This is a genomic window from Amycolatopsis sp. NPDC043885 (assembly GCF_056435685.1).
In genome coordinates this window covers 304,959-323,700 of sequence record NZ_JBWKEA010000004.1, presented here as the reverse complement: position 1 = coordinate 323,700, position 18,742 = coordinate 304,959, and the positions used below count along the sequence as shown (strand labels likewise).

The 18,742-nt window shown below is 69.0% G+C and carries 15 protein-coding genes; 5 read left to right on the top strand and 10 right to left on the bottom strand.

The features are described from left to right. Positions 1–28 precede the first annotated feature (28 nt). Positions 29–1,075 carry an FUSC family protein gene (locus AC069I_RS16565; RefSeq protein ID WP_478228906.1) on the bottom strand — a complete coding sequence of 349 codons (1,047 nt, stop codon included), beginning with the start codon at positions 1,073–1,075 and terminating at the stop codon, positions 29–31. Further along, positions 1,075–2,439 (bottom strand): aldehyde dehydrogenase family protein, encoded by a 1,365-nt coding sequence (locus tag AC069I_RS16560; protein ID WP_478265759.1) that lies wholly within the window; start codon positions 2,437–2,439, stop codon positions 1,075–1,077. The genes AC069I_RS16565 and AC069I_RS16560 overlap by 1 nt, the downstream gene beginning before the upstream one ends. Before the next feature lie 106 nt (positions 2,440–2,545). Between AC069I_RS16560 and AC069I_RS16555 the strand changes: the two genes are divergently transcribed. Genes AC069I_RS16555 through AC069I_RS16545 form a run of 3 tightly spaced genes read left to right on the top strand, consistent with a single transcriptional unit; the run spans position 2,546 to position 7,199 of the window. Next, complete coding sequence (locus AC069I_RS16555; RefSeq protein WP_478265758.1) at positions 2,546–4,651, top strand: catalase; 2,106 nt, start codon at positions 2,546–2,548, stop codon at positions 4,649–4,651. A 38-nt stretch (positions 4,652–4,689) separates the two neighbouring features. Beyond that, a complete protein-coding gene (locus AC069I_RS16550) occupies positions 4,690–6,177 on the top strand; it encodes an HAD-IIIA family hydrolase (protein WP_478265757.1) in 1,488 nt (495 codons plus the stop codon). Beyond that, on the top strand, positions 6,174–7,199 hold the full coding sequence (locus AC069I_RS16545; protein WP_478228902.1) for a glycosyltransferase family 9 protein: 1,026 nt from the start codon (positions 6,174–6,176) through the stop codon (positions 7,197–7,199). The genes AC069I_RS16550 and AC069I_RS16545 overlap by 4 nt, the downstream gene beginning before the upstream one ends. On the opposite strand, the gene AC069I_RS16540 is transcribed toward AC069I_RS16545, so the two are convergent. From AC069I_RS16540 to AC069I_RS16505, 8 genes are all read right to left on the bottom strand, one after another. Then, a complete protein-coding gene (locus AC069I_RS16540; protein WP_478228901.1) occupies positions 7,162–8,016 on the bottom strand; it encodes an SDR family oxidoreductase in 855 nt (284 codons plus the stop codon). The genes AC069I_RS16545 and AC069I_RS16540 overlap by 38 nt on opposite strands. A 250-nt stretch (positions 8,017–8,266) precedes the next feature. Continuing rightward, positions 8,267–9,280, bottom strand: a complete 1,014-nt coding sequence (locus AC069I_RS16535) for a TauD/TfdA family dioxygenase (RefSeq protein WP_478228900.1) — start codon at positions 9,278–9,280, stop codon at positions 8,267–8,269. A 6-nt stretch (positions 9,281–9,286) separates the two neighbouring features. Next, positions 9,287–10,708, bottom strand: a complete 1,422-nt coding sequence (locus AC069I_RS16530; protein WP_478265756.1) for a cation:proton antiporter — start codon at positions 10,706–10,708, stop codon at positions 9,287–9,289. Between the two features lie 13 nt (positions 10,709–10,721). Next, positions 10,722–11,534 (bottom strand): dimethylargininase, encoded by an 813-nt coding sequence (gene ddaH, locus AC069I_RS16525; RefSeq protein ID WP_478228898.1) that lies wholly within the window; start codon positions 11,532–11,534, stop codon positions 10,722–10,724. Positions 11,535–11,613: 79 nt separating this feature from the next. Beyond that, positions 11,614–12,867, bottom strand: coding sequence for an ATP-grasp domain-containing protein (locus tag AC069I_RS16520; protein ID WP_478265755.1), 1,254 nt, complete (start codon positions 12,865–12,867; stop codon positions 11,614–11,616). Continuing rightward, on the bottom strand, positions 12,864–14,021 hold the full coding sequence (locus tag AC069I_RS16515) for an NAD(P)/FAD-dependent oxidoreductase (RefSeq protein WP_478228896.1): 1,158 nt from the start codon (positions 14,019–14,021) through the stop codon (positions 12,864–12,866). The genes AC069I_RS16520 and AC069I_RS16515 overlap by 4 nt, the downstream gene beginning before the upstream one ends. A gap of 102 nt (positions 14,022–14,123) precedes the next feature. Continuing rightward, positions 14,124–15,692 carry a carbamoyltransferase C-terminal domain-containing protein gene (locus AC069I_RS16510; RefSeq protein WP_219152840.1) on the bottom strand — a complete coding sequence of 523 codons (1,569 nt, stop codon included), beginning with the start codon at positions 15,690–15,692 and terminating at the stop codon, positions 14,124–14,126. Positions 15,693–15,779: 87 nt separating this feature from the next. Then, positions 15,780–17,240, bottom strand: a complete 1,461-nt coding sequence (locus tag AC069I_RS16505; protein WP_478228895.1) for an NB-ARC domain-containing protein — start codon at positions 17,238–17,240, stop codon at positions 15,780–15,782. 187 nt (positions 17,241–17,427) lie between these two features. Between AC069I_RS16505 and AC069I_RS16500 the strand changes: the two genes are divergently transcribed. Beyond that, on the top strand, positions 17,428–18,120 hold the full coding sequence (locus tag AC069I_RS16500) for a hypothetical protein (RefSeq protein ID WP_478265754.1): 693 nt from the start codon (positions 17,428–17,430) through the stop codon (positions 18,118–18,120). Continuing rightward, complete coding sequence (locus tag AC069I_RS16495; RefSeq protein WP_034319694.1) at positions 18,104–18,454, top strand: MmcQ/YjbR family DNA-binding protein; 351 nt, start codon at positions 18,104–18,106, stop codon at positions 18,452–18,454. The genes AC069I_RS16500 and AC069I_RS16495 overlap by 17 nt, the downstream gene beginning before the upstream one ends. Positions 18,455–18,742 lie beyond the last annotated feature (288 nt).

Genomic DNA, 18,742 nt, shown 5'->3' with positions numbered 1-18,742 from the left:
GGGTACGGTTACCCACCGTCGCTCTGGCTTAATCGGCGCGGAGCCGCTGGACGAGACGGCGAGCAGGCAACGCCATCGCCCCCAGGCCGATCGACGTCGCGACCTCGTCCGTGGGCGTGACGAGCAGGTGGTCGATCTCGTCGAGCAGCCTGCGGCACCGATCGAGTTTGTCCGGGTCACCCGAACGGGCAACCTCGGCGAGTGCTTCGAGCAGGTCGGCGACGATCCCGCGCGCGTGCTCACCGGGATGCCGGAACGGCTGCTCACTCCGGGCGGCCTCGCTCACGGCGTCGATCAGCTGGGCGAGCGGCTGCCACAGGGAAATGAGGTTCGACAAGGGCTCCTCGCGGATCTCACGCTGTCCGCGGAGGTTCAGGTACCGGCCCTCCCGGGTCCAGCCGATCGCGTCTTCCGCCTCCGCGGCCAGGCTGCGGACGTCCCGCAGCCGGTCGTCGAGACCGTCGGCCGAATCGCCGCCGCGGACCAGTTCCGCGGTCTCGTCGAGGACGTCGGCGATCGCCCCGGCCAGCCTGGAGGTCGCCTCCCGCAGGCGTTCGCCGTGCAGCGGCGGCAGGATCACCGCGTTGAGCACCGCGCCGATCGCCGCACCCAGCGCGGTCTCCAGCAGCCGGTCGGCGAGCAGGACCGGTTCGGTCGCGCTGCCGTAGGAGACCAGGAGCATGCCGGTGATCCCGACCCACACCCCGGAATCACCGAACCCCCGCCACGAGCCGAGCAGCAACCCGGTGAAGACGACCAGTCCGAGCGCGACCGTGACGGACGGGATGACCTGGCCCGCGCCCGCCGCGAGCAACACCCCCACGCCGACCGCGCCGACCTGCTGCGCCCAGCCGCGCAGGGAGCGGTAAACGGTGGCCTGCACCAGGAACACCGCGGCGTACGGCGCGAGGAAGGGTTGCGGCAGCCGCAGCACCGAGGTCGCCACGATCCACGCGATCACCGCCGCGGCCGTGGCCTTCGTGGTCTGGATGAGACTCCGGCGTTCCTCCCCCGGAACCCGGAACGCCCGGCCGGCCCAGGCGAACGGCGCCGTCCATGGGTGCCGGGCGCCCATCACAGCCCCGGAGGCGCCAGGTGGACGACCTTCGTCTGCGTCATCTCGTCGAGCAGTTCGGGCCCGTAGCCGTAACCGCTGCCGCTGGCACCTCGTGGATGGGCGGCTCCGCCGGGCGCGCCACCGAAGACGTTGTTGATCTTCACGGTCCCGACCGGGAGTTCGCGCCATGCCCGCTGCGCGTGCGCCATCGAGGAGGTCAGCACCGTGGCGGCGAGCCCGTACTCGCCGTCGGCGGCCTGGCCGAGTGCCTGCTCGAAGTCCGCGACCACCGTCACCGGCGCGACCGGGCCGAACGTCTCCTCGCGCAGAATCCGCATCCCCGAGGTACATCCGGTGAGGACGGTCGCCGGGTAGAAGGCGCCGGGACCGTCCGGCACGACGCCGCCGACGAGCGGATCGGCGCCTTGCGCGATCGCTTCCGCGACCTGGGCGTGCACCCCCTCGCGGTGACGCCGGTCGACGAGCGGGGCCAGTTCGCGATGCCCCGCTTCGGCGACCAGCGCGGTGAGGAAGGCATCCGCGACGTCCTGGTGCACCAGGATCCGTTCGACCGAGACACAGATCTGCCCTGAGTTGGCGAACGCCCCGGTCGCCGCCTGACCGGCCGCCCAGACCGGATCCACGCCGGCGTCGACGACGAGCGGATCGTTGCCACCGTTCTCCAGCAACGCCTTGGCGCCGGTCTTCGCCGCGCTCGCCGCGATCGAACGACCCGCGACGCTACTGCCGACATGCGCGATGACGTCGACATCCGCATGGGCCGCGAGTTCGGCACCGACGGTCCCGTCACCCTGCACGGTCTGGAGCACTCCCTCGGGAAACGCCTCGGACAGCACGTTCCCCAGCCAGGCGCCGGTGTGCGGGCAGCGTTCACTCGGCTTGTGCACCACCGTGTTCCCCGTGACCACCGCGGCACCCAGCAGCCCGCAGGCCACGGCGACGGGGTCGTTCCACGGCGTCAGTGCCACGACCACGCCCCGCGGTTCGGGCACCATCAGGTCGGTGGCCGACCGATCACCCAGCAGGGACCGCCCGCGGTGCACCGGACCCAGTTCGGCGTACTGCTCCAAGGTCCCGGCTCCGGCGAGAACACCTTCCTCGGCTTCGTCGCGGGGCTTCCCGGTCTCGCTCTCGATGAGGACGGCGAGTTCACCCGCCCGCGCCCGGAGCGACCTGGCCGCGTCCTTCAGCGCGATCCCGCGTTCGGCCGCCGGTGTGGCGGCCCAGCCCGGGGCTCGCCGTTTCGCCGTGGCGATCGCCGTTTCGACGCCATCGGGGGTCGCCGCCTTGACGCTGCCGACGAGCCTGTCGTCGGCGGGGTCGCGGATCTCCAGCACGGCAGGCCGGTCCACCGTCGTCATTCGCACCTCCTCGAAAGTGTTCGCAGACCGGTTACCCGGTGTCGTTTCGCCGAAACGGTGCCGGGGTAGCCGCGAGGGAACCCACCACCGCGAAGGGGCGAGATCTGTGGCACAACATCGAGAGGACGCGAAGGACGAGCAGCTGGGCGCGAACCGCGTGGATCCGGAGCGGTCCGCGCTGACGACGCAGCAGGGTGTCCGCGTCGATCACACGAACGACTCCCTGACCGCCGGAGCCCGGGGCCCGACACTGCTGGAGGACTTCCACGCACGCGAGAAGATCACGCATTTCGACCACGAGCGCATCCCCGAACGGGTCGTGCACGCGCGCGGCGCGGGTGCCTACGGCTTCTTCGAGGCCTACGACGACGCGCTGGCCGACTACACGGTCGCGGAATTCCTCACCAGCGGCGAGAAGATCCCCGTGTTCGTGCGGTTCTCCACCGTCGCCGGTTCGCGCGGTTCGGCCGACACCGTCCGCGACGTCCGCGGCTTCGCGACGAAGTTCTACACCCGTCAGGGCAATTACGACCTCGTGGGCAACAACATGCCGGTGTTCTTCATCCAGGACGGCATCAAGTTCCCCGACTTCGTGCACGCGGTCAAACCCGAGCCGCGCAACGAGATCCCACAAGCGCAGTCGGCGCACGACACCTTCTGGGACTTCGTTTCGCTGCAACCGGAGAGCCTGCACATGGTGCTCTGGCTGATGTCCGATCGCGCGCTGCCGCGCAGCTACCGGATGATGCAGGGCTTCGGCGTCCACACGTTCCGGCTCGTCAACGCCGACGGCAAGGGCACCTTCGTGAAGTTCCACTGGAAGCCCGTGCTCGGCACGCATTCCCTGGTTTGGGACGAATGCCAGAAGATCGCGGGCAAGGACCCCGACTTCAACCGGCGCGACCTGTGGGACGCCATCGAGGCCGGGCAGTACCCGGAATGGGAGCTGGGCGTCCAGCTGGTGGACGAGGACTCCGAACACGAGTTCGACTTCGATCTGCTGGACGCGACGAAGATCATCCCCGAGGAGCAGGTGCCGGTGCGGCCGGTCGGGCGGATGGTCCTGGACCGCAACCCCGACGACTTCTTCGCCGAGACCGAGCAGATCGCCTTCCACACCGCGAACGTGGTACCCGGCATCGACTTCACCAACGATCCGCTGCTGCAGGCACGGAACTTCTCGTATCTCGACACTCAGCTGATCCGGCTCGGCGGCCCCAACTTCTCCCAGCTCCCGGTGAACCGGCCGATCGCCCCGGTGCACACGAACCAGCGCGACGGTTACGGGCAGCAGAGTATCCACAAAGGACGGACGAGCTACTTCCCGAACTCGCTCGGCGGTGGCTGCCCGGCGATCGCCGATTCCGGCGTCTTCCGGCACTACACCGAAGCCGTGGCCGGCCACAAGATCCGGGAACGCAGCGAGAGCTTCAAGGACTTCTACAGTCAGGCGACGCTGTTCTGGAACAGCATGTCCCCGGTCGAACGCGAGCATATCGTCGCCGCGTTCCGGTTCGAACTCGGCAAGGTCGAGGACCGGGAGGTCAGGGCGCGGACCGTCGCCGAGCTCAACAACGTCGACCACGGCCTGGCGGCCCGGGTGGCCGAGGGGATCGGCGTGACCGTGCCCGCCGCTCCGGCCATGCCACACCATGACCGCTCCTCCCCCGCGCTTTCCCAGCTCAACCAGCCCCCCGTCGCTCCGACCAGCCGGAAGGTCGCGGTGCTCGCCGCCGACGGGGTGGACACGATCGGCGTCGGCCGCCTGGTCGAGGCGCTGACCGAGCAGGGCGCGATCGCCGAGGTCCTCGCGCCGGCCGAGGCCGAACTCCGACCAGGCGGTGAGGGGGACCCGCTGCGGCCGGACAGGCAGCTCAACACCATGGCTTCGGTGCTCTACGACGCCGTCGTCGTCCCGTGTGGTCCGAGCGCGATCAACATCCTCGAACGCGACGGGTACGCCGTGCATTTCGTCGCCGAGGCGTACAAGCACGGCAAACCGGTGGCCGCCTTCGGTTCGGGTCTGAACCTGCTACGCCGTGCCGGGGTGACGTCGAAGCTGGCCGACGACACCGAAACCCTGATCGACCAGGGCGTGGTGACCACCACGGCGGCCGAGGCGACCCTGCCCGACGGCTTCTTCGCCTCGTTCCTCGCGCAACTGGGCGAACATCGCTCGTGGGTGCGGAAGACCGACGCGATCCCGGCGTGACGGAGTTTGCGGCGGTGGCTCCCGGGTACCGGAAGAGGGTGAGCGACCTCGACTACACGATCGTGATTCCGACGACCGGCCGGGAGAACCTCCATACGCTCCTGGCCGCGATCGAAGCCGCCGGGGGACCCCGGCCCGCGCGGATCGTCGTCGCCGACGACCGGCCCGGCGGCGATGAGCTGCGGCTTCCCCCGTCCAGTACGGAAATCGATGTGGTCCGCTCCGGCGGACGCGGTCCCGCCGCAGCCCGTAACGCGGGCTGGCGGCGCGCGGAGACCGAGTGGATCGCCTTTCTCGACGACGACGTGGTGATCGGCTCGGACTGGCCGCGGAAACTCGCCGAAGACCTCCTGCCCCTCGGGCCGGAGACGGCGGCGTCGCAGGCGCGGCTCGTCGTACCGCTGCCGCCGGACCGTCGTCCGACCGACGACGAACGCGGAACCGCCGGGCTGGAGACGGCCAGGTGGATCACCGCCGACATGGCCTACCGCCGGTCCGTGCTCGCCGACGTCGGCGGATTCGACGAACGGTTTACCCGTGCTTACCGGGAGGACTCGGATCTGGCCTTGCAGGTCGCCAAGGTGGGTCACCGCATCGCACGGGGTGAACGCGTCACCGTCCATCCGCCCAAACGATCGGGTCCGCTGGCCAGCCTCCGCGCCCAGCGGGGCAACGCCGACGACGCGCTCATGCGGCACAAGCACGGTGTCCTCTGGCGACAGCAGACCGGAGCCGGACACGGACGGCTCGAACGGCACGCGCTGGCCATCGTGAGCGCGGCGGGCGCCGTGGCGCTGTTCGCGCTGGGACGCCGTAAGGCCGCCACCGCGGCGGCCGGAGTGTGGGCGGGGCTGACCGCCGAGTTCGCCGCGCGCCGGATCGCGCCGGGGCCGCTCACCCCAGGCGAGGTGTCGCGGATGCTCCTGACCAGCGTCCTCATCCCGCCCGCGGCCTGCTATCACCGGCTCCGCGGGGAACTGCGGCACCGGCTCTCACGGCGGCCGCAGGCCCTGCTGTTCGACCGGGACGACACCCTCATCGTCGACGTGCCCTACCTCGACGATCCCGGCGGCGTCCGTCCCGTGCCCGGCGCCAGGGAACTCCTGCACGGCATACGGGCAGCGGGGATCAGGATCGGTGTGGTCAGCAACCAGTCCGGGGTGGCGAAAGGACTGATCACCCCGGATCGGCTGGCCGCCGTGAACGCCCGCGTCGAACAGGTCCTCGGCCCGTTCGGCACCTGGCAGGTCTGCGTGCACGACGACGGCGACGGCTGCGCCTGCCGCAAACCCGCGCCGGGCCTGGTGCGCCAGGCCGCGGAGGCGCTCGGCGTGGACGTCCGCCGCTGTGTGGTCATCGGCGACACCGGTGCCGACGTGGACGCCGCCCTCGCGGCCGGAGCCCGCGGGATCCTCATCCCGACCGCGCGGACCCGGCCGGAGGAGATCGCCCGCGCCCGTCGCCGGGCGACCGTCGCGCGGGACCTCGCCGAAGCCGTGCATCTGGCCGTCGCGGGTACTCGATGAACGTCCTGGTCGCGAGGATGGACAACCTCGGCGACGTCCTGCTGGCCGGTCCCTGCGTCCGCGCGGTCGCGGCCGGGGCGGAACGGGTGGTCCTGCTGACCGGGCTCCGGGGCCGTGCCGCGGGCGAACTGCTGCCCGGAGTGGACGAGGTCATCAGCTGGTGCGCCCCGTGGATCGACCCCGAGCCCCCGCCCGTCACCCAAGAGGACACCGACGCGCTCGTCCGGCGCTTGCGCGCGTTCTCCTTCGACGCGGCCTTGATCTTGACGTCGTTCCATCAGTCCCCGCTCCCGCTGGCGCTACTGCTGAGGATGGCGGGCGTGCCGTGGATCGGCGCGGTCTGCGAGGACTACCCCGGATCGCTGCTGGATCTGCGGCATCGCGTTCCCGGTGATCCGCCGGAGCCGGTCCGGATGCTTTCCCTGGCCGAGGAAGCGGGATTCTCGTTGTCACCCGGCGACGACGGCGGTCTCGCGATCCGTGAACCGCTGCCGCCCGTGGACGGGCTCGTCGGCGATGAGGGCTACGTGGTCTTCCATCCGGCCGCGTCGGTTCCGGCCAGGCAACCGTCGGCCGAGCGCTCGGCCGCCATCGTGCGGGCGCTGTCGGACGCCGGGCACCTCGTGGTCGTGACCGGGTCCCCGTCGGAAAGCACGCTGACCAAGGAAGTGGCCGGAGACGCGCTCGATCTGGGCGGCCGCACGGGACTGTCCGAACTGGCGGCCGTGCTCGCCGAGGCGGACGTCGTGGTGGCGCCGAACACCGGCCCCGCCCATCTCGCGGCCGCCGTCGGGACGCCAGTCGTCTCGCTGTTCGCGCCGGTCGTGCCGGCTTCGCGCTGGGCGCCGTACGGAGTGCCGTCCGAAGTGCTCGGCGACCAGCACGCGGCGTGCAGGGACAGCCGGGCCCGGGTCTGCCCCGTGCCCGGCCACCCGTGCCTGGACCGCCTCGCGCCCGAAGCCGTCGTCGACGCCGTGGCGCGCCTCAGCCGGGTGTCGTCTCGCCACCCAGCGCGGCGATGACCTCGCCGCTGTAGTACGACGAAAGCCGGTTGGACGCCAGGAAGACGTACGACGGCGCGAGGTCGTCGGGATGCGCCGCCCGCTCGAACGGGACCTGGAGGCCGAACTTCTCCACCTTCTCGGGCGGGAAGGTCGACGGGATCAGCGGTGTCCACACCGGACCGGGCGCGACACAGTTGATCCGGACGCCGCGATCGGCCAGTGCCTGCGCCATCGCGTACGTCCAGGCGTGCACGGCACCCTTGGTCGCGGAGTAGTCGATGAGTGATTTGTTGCCCCGCAAGCCGTTCACCGAGCCGGTGTTGATGATGACCGAGCCCTCACCCAGATGGGGCAACGCGGCGTTGGTCACCCGGAAGAAGCTGTGGATGTTCACGTCGAAGGTATGCGTCCACTGCTCGTCGGTGAGCTCCTCCGGAGAGTCGACCGGCCACTGCGTGGCGACGTTGTTGACCAGGATGTCCAGGCCGCCGAGCTCCTTCACGGTCCGGTCCACGATCTCGCGGCACTGCGCCGCCTCGGCGAGGTCACCCGGTAGGAGGAGACATTCGCGCCCTTCAGCGCGTACGCGTTCCTCGGTGTACTTCGCGTCTTCGTGCTCGTTGAGGTAGGCGATCGCCACGTCGGCGCCCTCCTTCGCGAAGGCGATGGCGACCGCGCGGCCGATCCCGGAGTCACCGCCCGTGATCAACGCGCGCTTGCCTGCCAGCAGCTCGCGCCCCTCGTAGTCCTCCATGGAATCACGAGGCGGCGGGTCCATTTTCGACGTCACGCCCGGTGGTTCCTGCTGCTGCGGCGGCCGTAACCTGTCTGCCATCGGGTTCCCTCCCGTCGGATGCTTTCGCCGACGGTTACCCGGATGGCCGCTTTCTCGAACATGCCCGCTCTCGTGCCTGACGGCGGTGTCGCGAAAGCTTTCTTCGCATCACCACGGCCGCGCGTCCTTCCTTGCGCCTGGCGCAGTGAAGGAGGCCTTCATGTACTAGGCCGGGCAAAGACTGGTCCAGAGCCGGTCGGGGCTTGTGAGGCAGGTGTGAAAGGGCACCAGGCATGCCGGTCCGGAACCCTCAGTGCACCCGCCGGTCCTCCGCCGTCCCCCGGTACCGGATCGTCCACAGGCTGCGCCGGATGTACGTCCGCTGCAACCACCGGTCCCGCCCGTTGTGCCGCGCGAAGAACTGCGACCGTGCGTGCAGGCCCTTCCGGTTGTTGATCAGCAGCGCGGTCCCCGGCTCCAGCTTGACCTGATGCGCGACCTCACGGCAGACCCGCTGCAGCTCCTCCAGCGCCTGCTCCGCCTCGACGGTCTCCCCCACCACGCCGTTGGCCGAGATCGCCACTTCCGGGGATTCCGCCGGCCCGGAGATGACAGCCACGGGATCGGAGAGCACGTCGGCCCCCTTGGCCACGTCACGCACGTAGCTGCCGGGCGCGTTGAGCCGGAAGAGCGGGCGGCGCAGGATGTCGAGCACCTCCGGGGCCAGGGCGGCCGAGATGTCCCTGCCGTCGGCGTAGTAGGTGACGGCTTCCTTGTTCCCGTCCTGGCGGACGCAGTTCAGCACCAGGAAGTCCGGATTGGACACGTCGTAGCGGCCGACCTCGTCGTGCACGATGTCGTTGTGGAAGTTCAGGAACACGTGCGAGCTCTGGTTGGTCTGGCTCCGCGCCCCAGCCGACACCGGGACGACGTCGTGCACGAGCCGCCCGCTCTTCTCGGTGGTGAACCCGACCGGCTCGCCGAGTAGCTGGCTCAGTCCCAAAAGGACGGTCTCGGCGACGAACGTCTTCTTGTCCTTGCTGGGTTCCCCGTCGATCGGCGTCTCGGGGAGCTCCGGGTCCACCGGCAGATTGCGCACGAGCGCGACGCCGGGGGTGTCGACGTGTCTGCCGAAGTCCAGGATCGTCTGCAACTGGTCGATCGGCAGCTTCGAGAACGCGACACGGAGCATCGCCAGCGAGCGGTCGATATCGTCGACAGGGTTCGGGAAGGACCGCAGCTCGCTCCCGATGGTGTCCCGGACCTCGTCGGTGAGCGCGACCTCGGCGAAGGTGCTGACTAGGGTTTCCTGCTTGCTGGTCATGGTGTCCTATCTACTTTCCGCCGCCGCTGGACCGGCGGTCTTGTCCGAGTCCTTTCCGGACTTCTTCCCGAACTTGGCGATGAAGGCGAGCGCCGGGGCGGTCGCGATCGTCGACACGAGCGTCATGATCACGAGCATCGCGAACACCGCCGGGCTGATCACCTTCAGCTGGAGGCCGACGTTGAGCACCACCAGTTCCGTCAGTCCCCGGCAGTTCATGAGCGCCCCGAGTGACAGCGATTCGCGCCAGCCGACGCCGGTCAGCCGAGCCGCCGTGGTGCTGCCCGCCCATTTCCCGAACACCGCCACCGCCGTGATCACCACGGTCCACAGCCACAGCGATCCGGAGCCGAGCAGGCTGAACTCGGTGTGCAGCCCGGTGTAGGCGAAGAACAGCGGCAGCAGCAACGTCAGGGTCACGCTGCCGAGCTTCCCGGCCGCGCGGGTGACGACCGGCTCGTTCCTCGGCGCGATCACCCCGAAGAGGAAGGCGCCGAAGATCGCGTGGATGCCGATCTCGTTGGTGGCCAGCGCCGACAGCATGATCCCGCCGAGCAGGATGGCCAGCACCGCGGACTCCGGCACGCGGGCGAGCGCCTTCGCCAGCAACGGCCGGACGACGGAGAGCATGACCACGACGAACACCAGGGTCAGCCCGACGGTAATGAAGACCTCGGACGGAGTTCCGCCCTGGCTGACGGCGACCACGACGGCCAGCAGGCACCACGCGGCGACGTCGTCGACGGCGGCGCAGGTGAGCGCCAGCGCCCCCAGCGGCGTCTTGGACAAGCCACGATCGGTCAGGATCCGCGCCAGTACCGGGAACGCGGTCACGCTCATCGAGACCGCGATGAACAGTCCGAAAGCGAGGAAGCCGACGTCACCGCCGAAGGTCGGGTACATGCCGAGCGCGAGCACGATGCCGCAGACCATCGGCAGCGCGATGCTGACCTGGCTGACCGTCACGGCGGTGAACCCGCGCCTCCGCACCGCGCCGAGATCGATCTCCGAACCGACCAGGTACATGAAGAAGATCAGGCCCAGCTGCGAAAGGATGTTGATCGCCGAGACCACCCCGCCGGGGAACAGCCAGCCGAACGCGCCGGGCCAGACGAGCCCGAACAGCGATGGCCCCAGCAGGATGCCGGCGACGATCTCGCCGATCACCGCGGGCTGGCCGAGCCGCCGGGCCAGGACGCCCGCCAGGTAGCAGGCGCCCAGGATCACCGGCAGCGCGACCAGGAGGCGTGCGTAGGTGTCGGGCCCGCCGCCCGCGGCCTTGGCACCCGTGCTCGCGACAGGCGCGTAGGCCGACCCCAGGCCGAGCACCACGACGACGACCACCGCCGGAACCGCGATCAACGCCGTCCCGACGACGATCCGGCGCAGCGTGGTGCGCCCGCCCCGGTCCCGCACAGCCGAATCCATCGATTCTCTCTCCCTAACCGGCACGCAGTTCCAGCGTGCAGCACTTGACACTGCCGCCCGCCTTCAGCAATTCGGACAGGTCGGCACCGATCGGTTCGAAGCCGCGTTCCCGCAGTTGGGCGGTCAGCGCGGTGGCCGCCTGCGGCAGCACGACGTGCTTGCCGTCGGAGACGGCGTTGAGGCCGAAGACGGCGGCGTCGTCTTCGGACGCCAGGATCGCGTCGGGATACAGCTCTTTCAGCAGCAGACGACTCTCCTCGGAGAACGCGCCCGGGTAGTACATGACCATGTCGTCGTCGAGGACGGCGAGCGCCGTGTCGAGGTGGTAGTACCGCGGGTCGATCAGCGTCAGCCGGGTCACCGGGCGGCCGAAGAACTCGCGCGATTCGTTGTGCGCCTCCGGGTTCGTGCGGAACCCGGTCCCGGCGAGGATCGTATTCCCGGCGACGAGGTAGTCGCCCTCCCCCTCGTTGACCCACTGCGCCTGCCGTACGTAGCGGTATCCGTTGTCCCGGAACCATTCCAGGTACGCGGCGGACTCGCCGGCGCGTTGCACGTGGTGGAAACGCGCGACGAGCACCTGCCCGTCGACCACGGTGGCGCCGTTGGCCGCGAACACCATGTCGGGCAGACCGGGCAGCGGATCGAGCAGCTCGACACGATGCCCCAGGTCGACGTACAGGTCACGCAGCCATTCCCACTGCGCGATGGCCAGCTCGGTGTCCGTCGGTTTCTTCGGGTCCATCCAGGGATTGATCGAGTACTCGACGTCGAAATACGTCGGTCTGACCATCAGGTAGTGCCGTTGGGTGGCAGTCCGTGACACGCTTCCTCCACGCGGTTTTGGGCGTCTTCCGCCACCGGGCCCTGGGTAAGGGCCCGGTTTCGCCTAACAGAATCCGTTGCTACTTCTGGGTTTCGGAGAGTTTGACCTCGATCTTCCCGGCGAGGTCGTTGGCATTGCGCATGGCTTCGTCGAAGGACGAGCCGAGCGCGCCGATGCCGCCGAAGATGTTGTTGCCGAGCGGCGGGCGCTTGATCAGGTCACCCGGCTTGGCGAAGATCTTCAGGTAGTACAGGGAATCCGATTCGTTCACCGCGGGCGGGACGTCGATCGAGGCGATCACGCCGCCGGGGCAGATCAGGCACATCGCGGCGGTGTGCAGCCCGGTCGGGCTGAAGTGCCCGACGGCCGGCCGTACGCCGCGAGAGACGTCCATGAGTCCCTTGATCGGGTCGTATCCCGCCGAAAGCCGCGCCATGTGGTCGAGTCCCCCGCCGCCGGGCCGGACGGCGATCTCCAGCAGGAACGGTTTGCCTTGGTGGAATCGGACCTCGGCGTGCAGCGCGCCGCGGGTGAGCCCCTGCGCCCGCACTCCGGCGGCCACCACCGCGTGCACTTCGGCCACCTGCTCTGCGGTGAGCGACGTGGGCGCGTGGTGCACGTCGTCGTCGAACGTCTCGCCCTCCGAAGTGACCCGGTCCACAATGGACCCGAGGTAGACCTCGTCTTCCCATGCCACCGCTTCGATGAGGTGTTCATGACCGTCCAGAAAGGACTCGACGAGCAGGCCGTGCGGGCCGAGGTCCAGCCCTTCGGCCTCCATGTTGTACCAGGACATCCCGTCGATGCCTTCGCGCGCCTGCGCGTAGCGCTCCCGCATCTTCTCTTCGTCGTCGACCCGGAAGACGAAGTTGCTGGCCGCGCCGAGTGTCGGCTTGAGGATCACCGGATAGCCGAAGTCCTCGGCCGCTCGAAGAGCCGAATCGAGGTCTTCGACGAACCGGTAGTCCGGATGCGCGGCACCGCCCTTTTCGTGCGCCTGCCGCATGATCAGCTTGTTCCGGCTCGTCCGCGCCGCGTCGACGCCGATACCGGGCAGGCCGAGCGCTTCCGCGACCGCGGCGACCAGGACCACGCCGGATTCGGAGAAGGTGAGCACGCCGTCGAAGGACTCTTCCGCGTGCCAGGCCTTGGCGTGCCGGATCAGGTCGTCGATGTGGTTGCTGCCGGCGATCCGGTAGCGCTCGGACGGCCAGAGATCCTCGGTCCCGATCCCGTTGAGCACGTACAGCACGCCACCGAAGTCCTCGATCTGCTGATACCGGGGCAGGTAGTAGTAGGAGTTCTGGCTGGCTTCCAGCGCGAGCAGTTTCACGACACACCTCGCAGAGCAGGACGGATCGGGTGGACACCGCCCGCTCGCGCGAGCGGCCGGTCGAGCGGTTCGAGTCCGGTCTTGACCGGGTCGGCGCCGGTCAGGCGCGCGGCCAGGGACCGGGCGATCAGCGGGGCGAACTTGAACGACGAGCCGCCGCACGCCGCGTAGGTCAGGACCCGGTCGCCGAGGACGGCGAGCATCGGGCCGAGGGTGGAGCGCCGGGCGAGGTAGTGGCAGTCCCGGGTGTCGACCAGCCAGTCCCGGCGGAAGCCAGGGATCAGCGTGGCGAACGTGTCGATCAGGTGTTCACGCCACCACGAGGGCACCGTGGCGCCGCCGATCTCGTCGACGACGCGGCACGCGCTCGCGGCGCTGAGCTTCAACGGCGTCCCGGCCACGGGCGGCACCAGCCACGCGCCCCCGTCGGAGCCGAGCGACGTGATCGCCGGGGTCGCGGCCCACGCGGCGGCGTCGGCGGGCGGGACGTCGCAGTAGAGCATCGTCTGCCGGTGCAGCACGAGTTCCCTGGACAGCGCGGGGGCCAGCAGCTCCCGGGACCACGGGCCCGCCGCCACCAGGACGGCGTCACCGCGGAGGGTCCCCCCGTCGGCCAGCCGGACCTCGGCCCGGTCTGCGTCGATCCCGGCCACCTTGCGATGCGGATGGAGTTCCGCGTTCGCGTGCCACCGCAGCCGCGTGGCGCACGCGGTCAGTACGCGATCGGCGAGCAGGACCCCCGCGTGCGACTCGAAGATCGCGCCCGTCCCGGGGACGAACCCGGCGTGCGGGAATTCCGCGGCGAGTTCGTCGGCGCCGAGCACTTCGGCCTTCGATCCGGCCGCGGTGAGCAATTCCCGCGCCGCCGTCGCCGCGTCCGCCGAAAGCGCGGTGAGCGCGCCGACCTGTTCGTAGAAAGACGTGGACAGCAGGTGTTCGAGCTCGATCCACGCGTGATGCGCGCCGACGGCGGCCGCCGTGGTGGCCGGGTCACCGGTATGCAACGCGCGCAGCACGCGGTGCCGGTCGAACGAGGTCGCGCCGGAGAACGGGATGTCCGCCTGGTCGGCGATCACCACTTCGTGCCCGGCCGACACACACTCCAGCGCGGTCAGCAGCGCGATGACACCACCGCCCGCGAACACGACTCGCATGGTCTTCCCCCTCCGGGCGAGACTTCGTTCGGGCACCACGAGGTACCCGGATGCCACTGCTGGGTGGTGGCATCCGGGCCTTGCCCCCGTCGGGCAAGGATTTCAGGAGGCGCGCGGGGTCACGAACGTGTCGTTGATGACGTAGCCGTCGAGGCCGTACGTCTCCCCGTACTCGATGAGATCGCTGGTGCGGTTGAGGAAACCGCGCCCGTTGTTGTTCAGCGAGGTGTTGCACAGCACGCTGAACCCGGTCTGCTCACGGAACGCCTCGAGCAGGTCGGTGATACCGGCGTTGCGCTCGCGCGTCACCGTCTGGGTGCGCGCGGTGCCGTCGACATGCGTGATGGCCTTCAACTCGTCGGAGGTGACGTGGTTGAAGTACAGCATGTACGGGTCCTGCACCGAGCCGACGAACCACTGGGGAGCGTCGGATTCCAGCGCGATCGGGGCGATCGGGCGGTAGTCCTCGCGACGCTTGATCTTGTTGAGCCGCACGGTGGTGTCCACGGTGAACGGCGCGGCGAGGATCGACCGGTTGCCCAGCGCCCGCGGGCCCATCTCGTACCGGCCGCGCGCCCAGCCGATGATGTTGCCGTCCTTGAGATACTTCGCGACCTCACTCGCCACGAGCGGCCGTGTCTCGTACTTGGCGGGATCCGGGACGACGTCCTCGACGAAGTTCTCCCCCGCGTAGACGTCCCATTCGATGGTCGCCTGCCCGGTGTAGAACCATTGCGCGTCGATGGCCGTGCCCAGTGCGGAACCGCTGTCGTTGGGGCACGGCGGTACGAACACCGACGAGAACAGGCCGCTCTCCCGCCACAAGCGGTTCCAGTCGCAGTTCAGGCCGCAGCCACCGGAGATCAGCAGTGGCAGGCCTTCGGTCAGGTTCTTTTCGGCGTAGTCGTAGAACCGGTTGAAGATCGCCTGCGAGTGCTTCGCCGCCGCGTTGCGGTATTCCTGCGACCAGACACCGGCGTTGTACAGATGGGACCAGGACATCTCCTCTTTGGACAGACCGAGGATGATGCCGTCGCGGTCGAGGATGAAGTCGATCGTCTTCTGCTCGTCCGGCGTGAGCGGGCCCGGCTCGGCGAACCCGGTCAGCGCCATCTGCTTGCCGGCGTCGTTGAACCGGAACTTCCCCTTGCCCAGTGGGAAACCCGGGTCGGCCAGCGCGAAGAGATACGCGTACTTCGCGCCGGGGTCGGTCAGGACATGCTGCAGGTGCGTGGCCTCGCCGCGCTCGTCGATCCGGTAGAAGTCACCGATGTTCCCTTCCCACACCAGGGAGTAGTACGCCTGGCCGGGCGCCGCGGGGGCCATCCCGAGGGAGGTGTAGATATGCGAGCGTTCGTGGGTCGAGGAGAAGTACCGCACGTCCTTTCCGAAGAACTTGCCCGCCTCATCGGAGATCGCGCCTTCGCCGACACCGAAGTATCCGGTGCGGGACGGCGGTTCCACCGAGAACTCCCCCTTGACCCAGCCGCCGAGCGCGACCACGTCGGGCTGCTTGTCGAGCATGCCCGCCGCGCGCGCCATCAGCTCGCCGGTGATCCGGTCGTAGCGCGGGTAGTTGTCCTTTTCCGACTCCAGCGCGAACAGCAGCTTGCCGTCCTCGATCGCCACGATCCCGCCATCGTGACCCTCTTTCATCGACAGAATCAGCATTGTGTCACCGAATTTCGCTCGCCTTCATTCGTCGACTCATTCAAGCCGCGCGGCCCGTTGACCGGAAGCGCCGCGCGGGGAGAACAATCAACCTTCGGACGAGCCTCCCGGCAGCGTGCGCACCGCCTCGTGGCGCAGCGATTCGAAAGCGTTCTTGCGCGTCCTGCGGCCCGCCATCGGGACGGCGGCGGCGAACGGGCCAGGTTCGCGTTGCCGCTCGGCGGCGAACGCGCTGACCAACCGGGACACCGCGTAGCGCCCGGCCACGTTGGCACGCTGGAGAAGTCCGGCGTCCACCACGGATTCGAGGAGTTCGTCGGCGGTCTCGATCATGATGCCCATCGCGGCGGCGATGCCGATCGACGTCGTCCAGCCCGCGCCGCTCTGCCCGAAGTGCCGGATGGCCTCCCGTTCGGTGGGCGACAGATGGTCGTACGCCGCGGAGAACCGGTCCCGCACGTTGACGTCACCGACACAGAGACTGTCCATGAGCCGTTCGCGATCGGCGAGCTGGCCCGCGGTGTACGCGATCGCCCATTCCGGGCGCGCGGCGATCTTGCGGCCGACGATGTTGACCGCCAGCGGAAGATCCCCGCACAGTTCGGCGATCGTGTCGGTGGCGTCGTGCTCCGCCCGTACCCGGCCCGGTCCGGCGATCCGGCCGATCAAGGCCAGCGATTCCTTGCGGGAGAACGTATCGAGCTCGATACGGTTCGTGTCCTCCAAGCCGAGCAGCCGGGCGCGGCTGGTGACCACGACCTGGCTGTGCGGGGTCTGCCCGAGCAGCGGCCGCACCTGGCCCTCGTCCCGGACACCCGTCAGGAGCACGAACAACCTGCGTTCCGCCAGCAGGGACCGGTACAGCCCGATCCGCTGCATCGGATCGTCGGGCACCAGATGGGCAGGCACGCCGAGCGCGCGCAGGAACCCGCGCACGATCCCGTTGGCCGAGCGGCCGCCGGAGCCGCTGTCGCCCAGCTCGGCGTAGAGCTGCCCGTCCGGGAAGTCCGCCGCGACCTCTTCCGCCAGCCGCAAGGCGAAAGCCGTCTTCCCCACCCCGATCGGGCCGCTGACGAGCAACGGCACCTTGACCGGCCCGCTCGCGCCGATCATCTCGGCGGCGTCGGCCAGATCCCTTTCCCTGCCGACGAAAGTCCTCGATGCCATGGGCAGCTGAGCCGGACGGGCGAGGCGGATGACGCCGGATGCCGTCGCGTGCGCGCCGTCCGGCGGAGTGTCCGCCGGCGCGGGCGCACGATCCTCCCGTACCTCGGCGCCGGCGCCCGGCTGCCCGGCGACGCTCCGCCAACGTCGTTCCCACACCGCACGGTCCCCACCGCACGCGGAGACGAACGCCAACGTCACGGCGAGCGTCGGCAAGCGGTGGCCGCTCGCCGCGCTGGACAGCACGGAAGGTGCGAACAGTGCGGTCCTGGCGAGTTCCCGGTAACTCGGGTTTCCCGCCCGGTTCCTCAAAACGCGCAGATCGTGAGCGAATGCGGCGATCGGACCAGTGGAGCCGTCCAACGGTCGCTCGGGTCTGCCCATGCCCTCTCCTCCCCTGGATGGGTTAACGCAATCGCGCTGCGTGACCGCCATCCTTGTGACCTTCCTGACCACAACCCTAAAGGACCAATGAAGGATGCAGCAGATACAAATAGGTGACTCAATGTACAAAGTCCAATAGTTGGACGCGGAAATTCACCCCCTTGGTGGCACCGGATAGGGTTCGCCCATGTCTGCTCCCCTGCCCCCGCTCGCCGAACTGCGGCGGGCCGCCGAAGTGTTCAACGGCTTCGCGAATGTGGACGCCTCTTGGCTTCGGCTGCTGAAGGAAACGCGGTCCGCGATCGACCTGTCACAGCCCGCGCATCGCACAATTCTTCTTCGCTGGCTGAACTCGTGGGGATGCCGTATCCGGTACCCGCGGGACGGCGAACCCGCCCCCTTCGACGACGGTGTCCGCACCTGGTGGGAGATCTGGGGGACCACTCTCCCGTCGGCCGACCTGGCCGACTTGACGGACGCGGAGATCGACACCGCCGCGAAGGCCTACGCGGACCTGTCAGGTGTCGTCGTCTCAGCGGGACGGACCAGGCGTACGCTGGGCCCGACCGCCGCGTCCAAGGCGCTGTATGCGTTGCGGCCCAACACGATCATGCCGTGGGACGCTGCCATCGCAGCCACCCTCCACGGTGCCCGTGACGGCGCCGCGTTCGGCGCGCACCTGCGACTCGGCCGCGCGTGGGCCGCCGCGGTGATCGCCGAGGCGGGGGACGACGGGGCGGAAATCCCCGCACTGGCGGGCAGGCCCGTGTCACTGGCGAAGATCCTCGACGAATACCTTTACGTCGCCTTCACCATGGGCGCCAAGGGTGACTGGGGAACAGACAGTGGAGAATGGTGGAAAAATGGTAACCGGGGATGACGTCAGACGGATCGTTTCGGACCTGCCTCGCGCCTATGAAGCGCTGGTCCGCGACCGAGCGAAGTTCCGCGTGGGGCGAATCGTGTTCCTTTCGCTCTCGCCGGACGAAACCGTGATGGGATTCGGCTATCCCAAAGAGGAGCGGGAAGCACTGGTGGCCGGCGAACCGGAGAAGTTCATGATGCCGATTCCGTCCGATATGCGCTATCAGTGGGTCCGCGTCCGGCTGTCCGCGATCGATTACGAAGAGTTACGAGAACTGATCGTCGACTCGTGGCGAATGTGCGTGCCGAAGAAGGTCTGGACGGAATACCTGGAAAAGAACCCGAGCTGAACACTCCTTTCGGCGTGCGCCGTTCAGCCCTCTCGCTTACCCTTTTCGGTCGCGTGAATTCACCTTCGGGCGACAAAAGAGGGTAGAAATCCGGTGCCGCCCGACGCGAAGTCCGTGAAGGCCTCCTTCCCTACCCTGAAGGTAGGCAAGGAGGCCTTCACCACCTACCGGGGTTCTTGCGCGACATGATCGCCGGGTTCGCGTTGGGTCAGGGGGGTCGGGGGGGGGGGGTTTGGGTGGGGGGGAAAACAGAAACCCCCCCACCCCCCCCCCCCCCCCCCCCCCCCC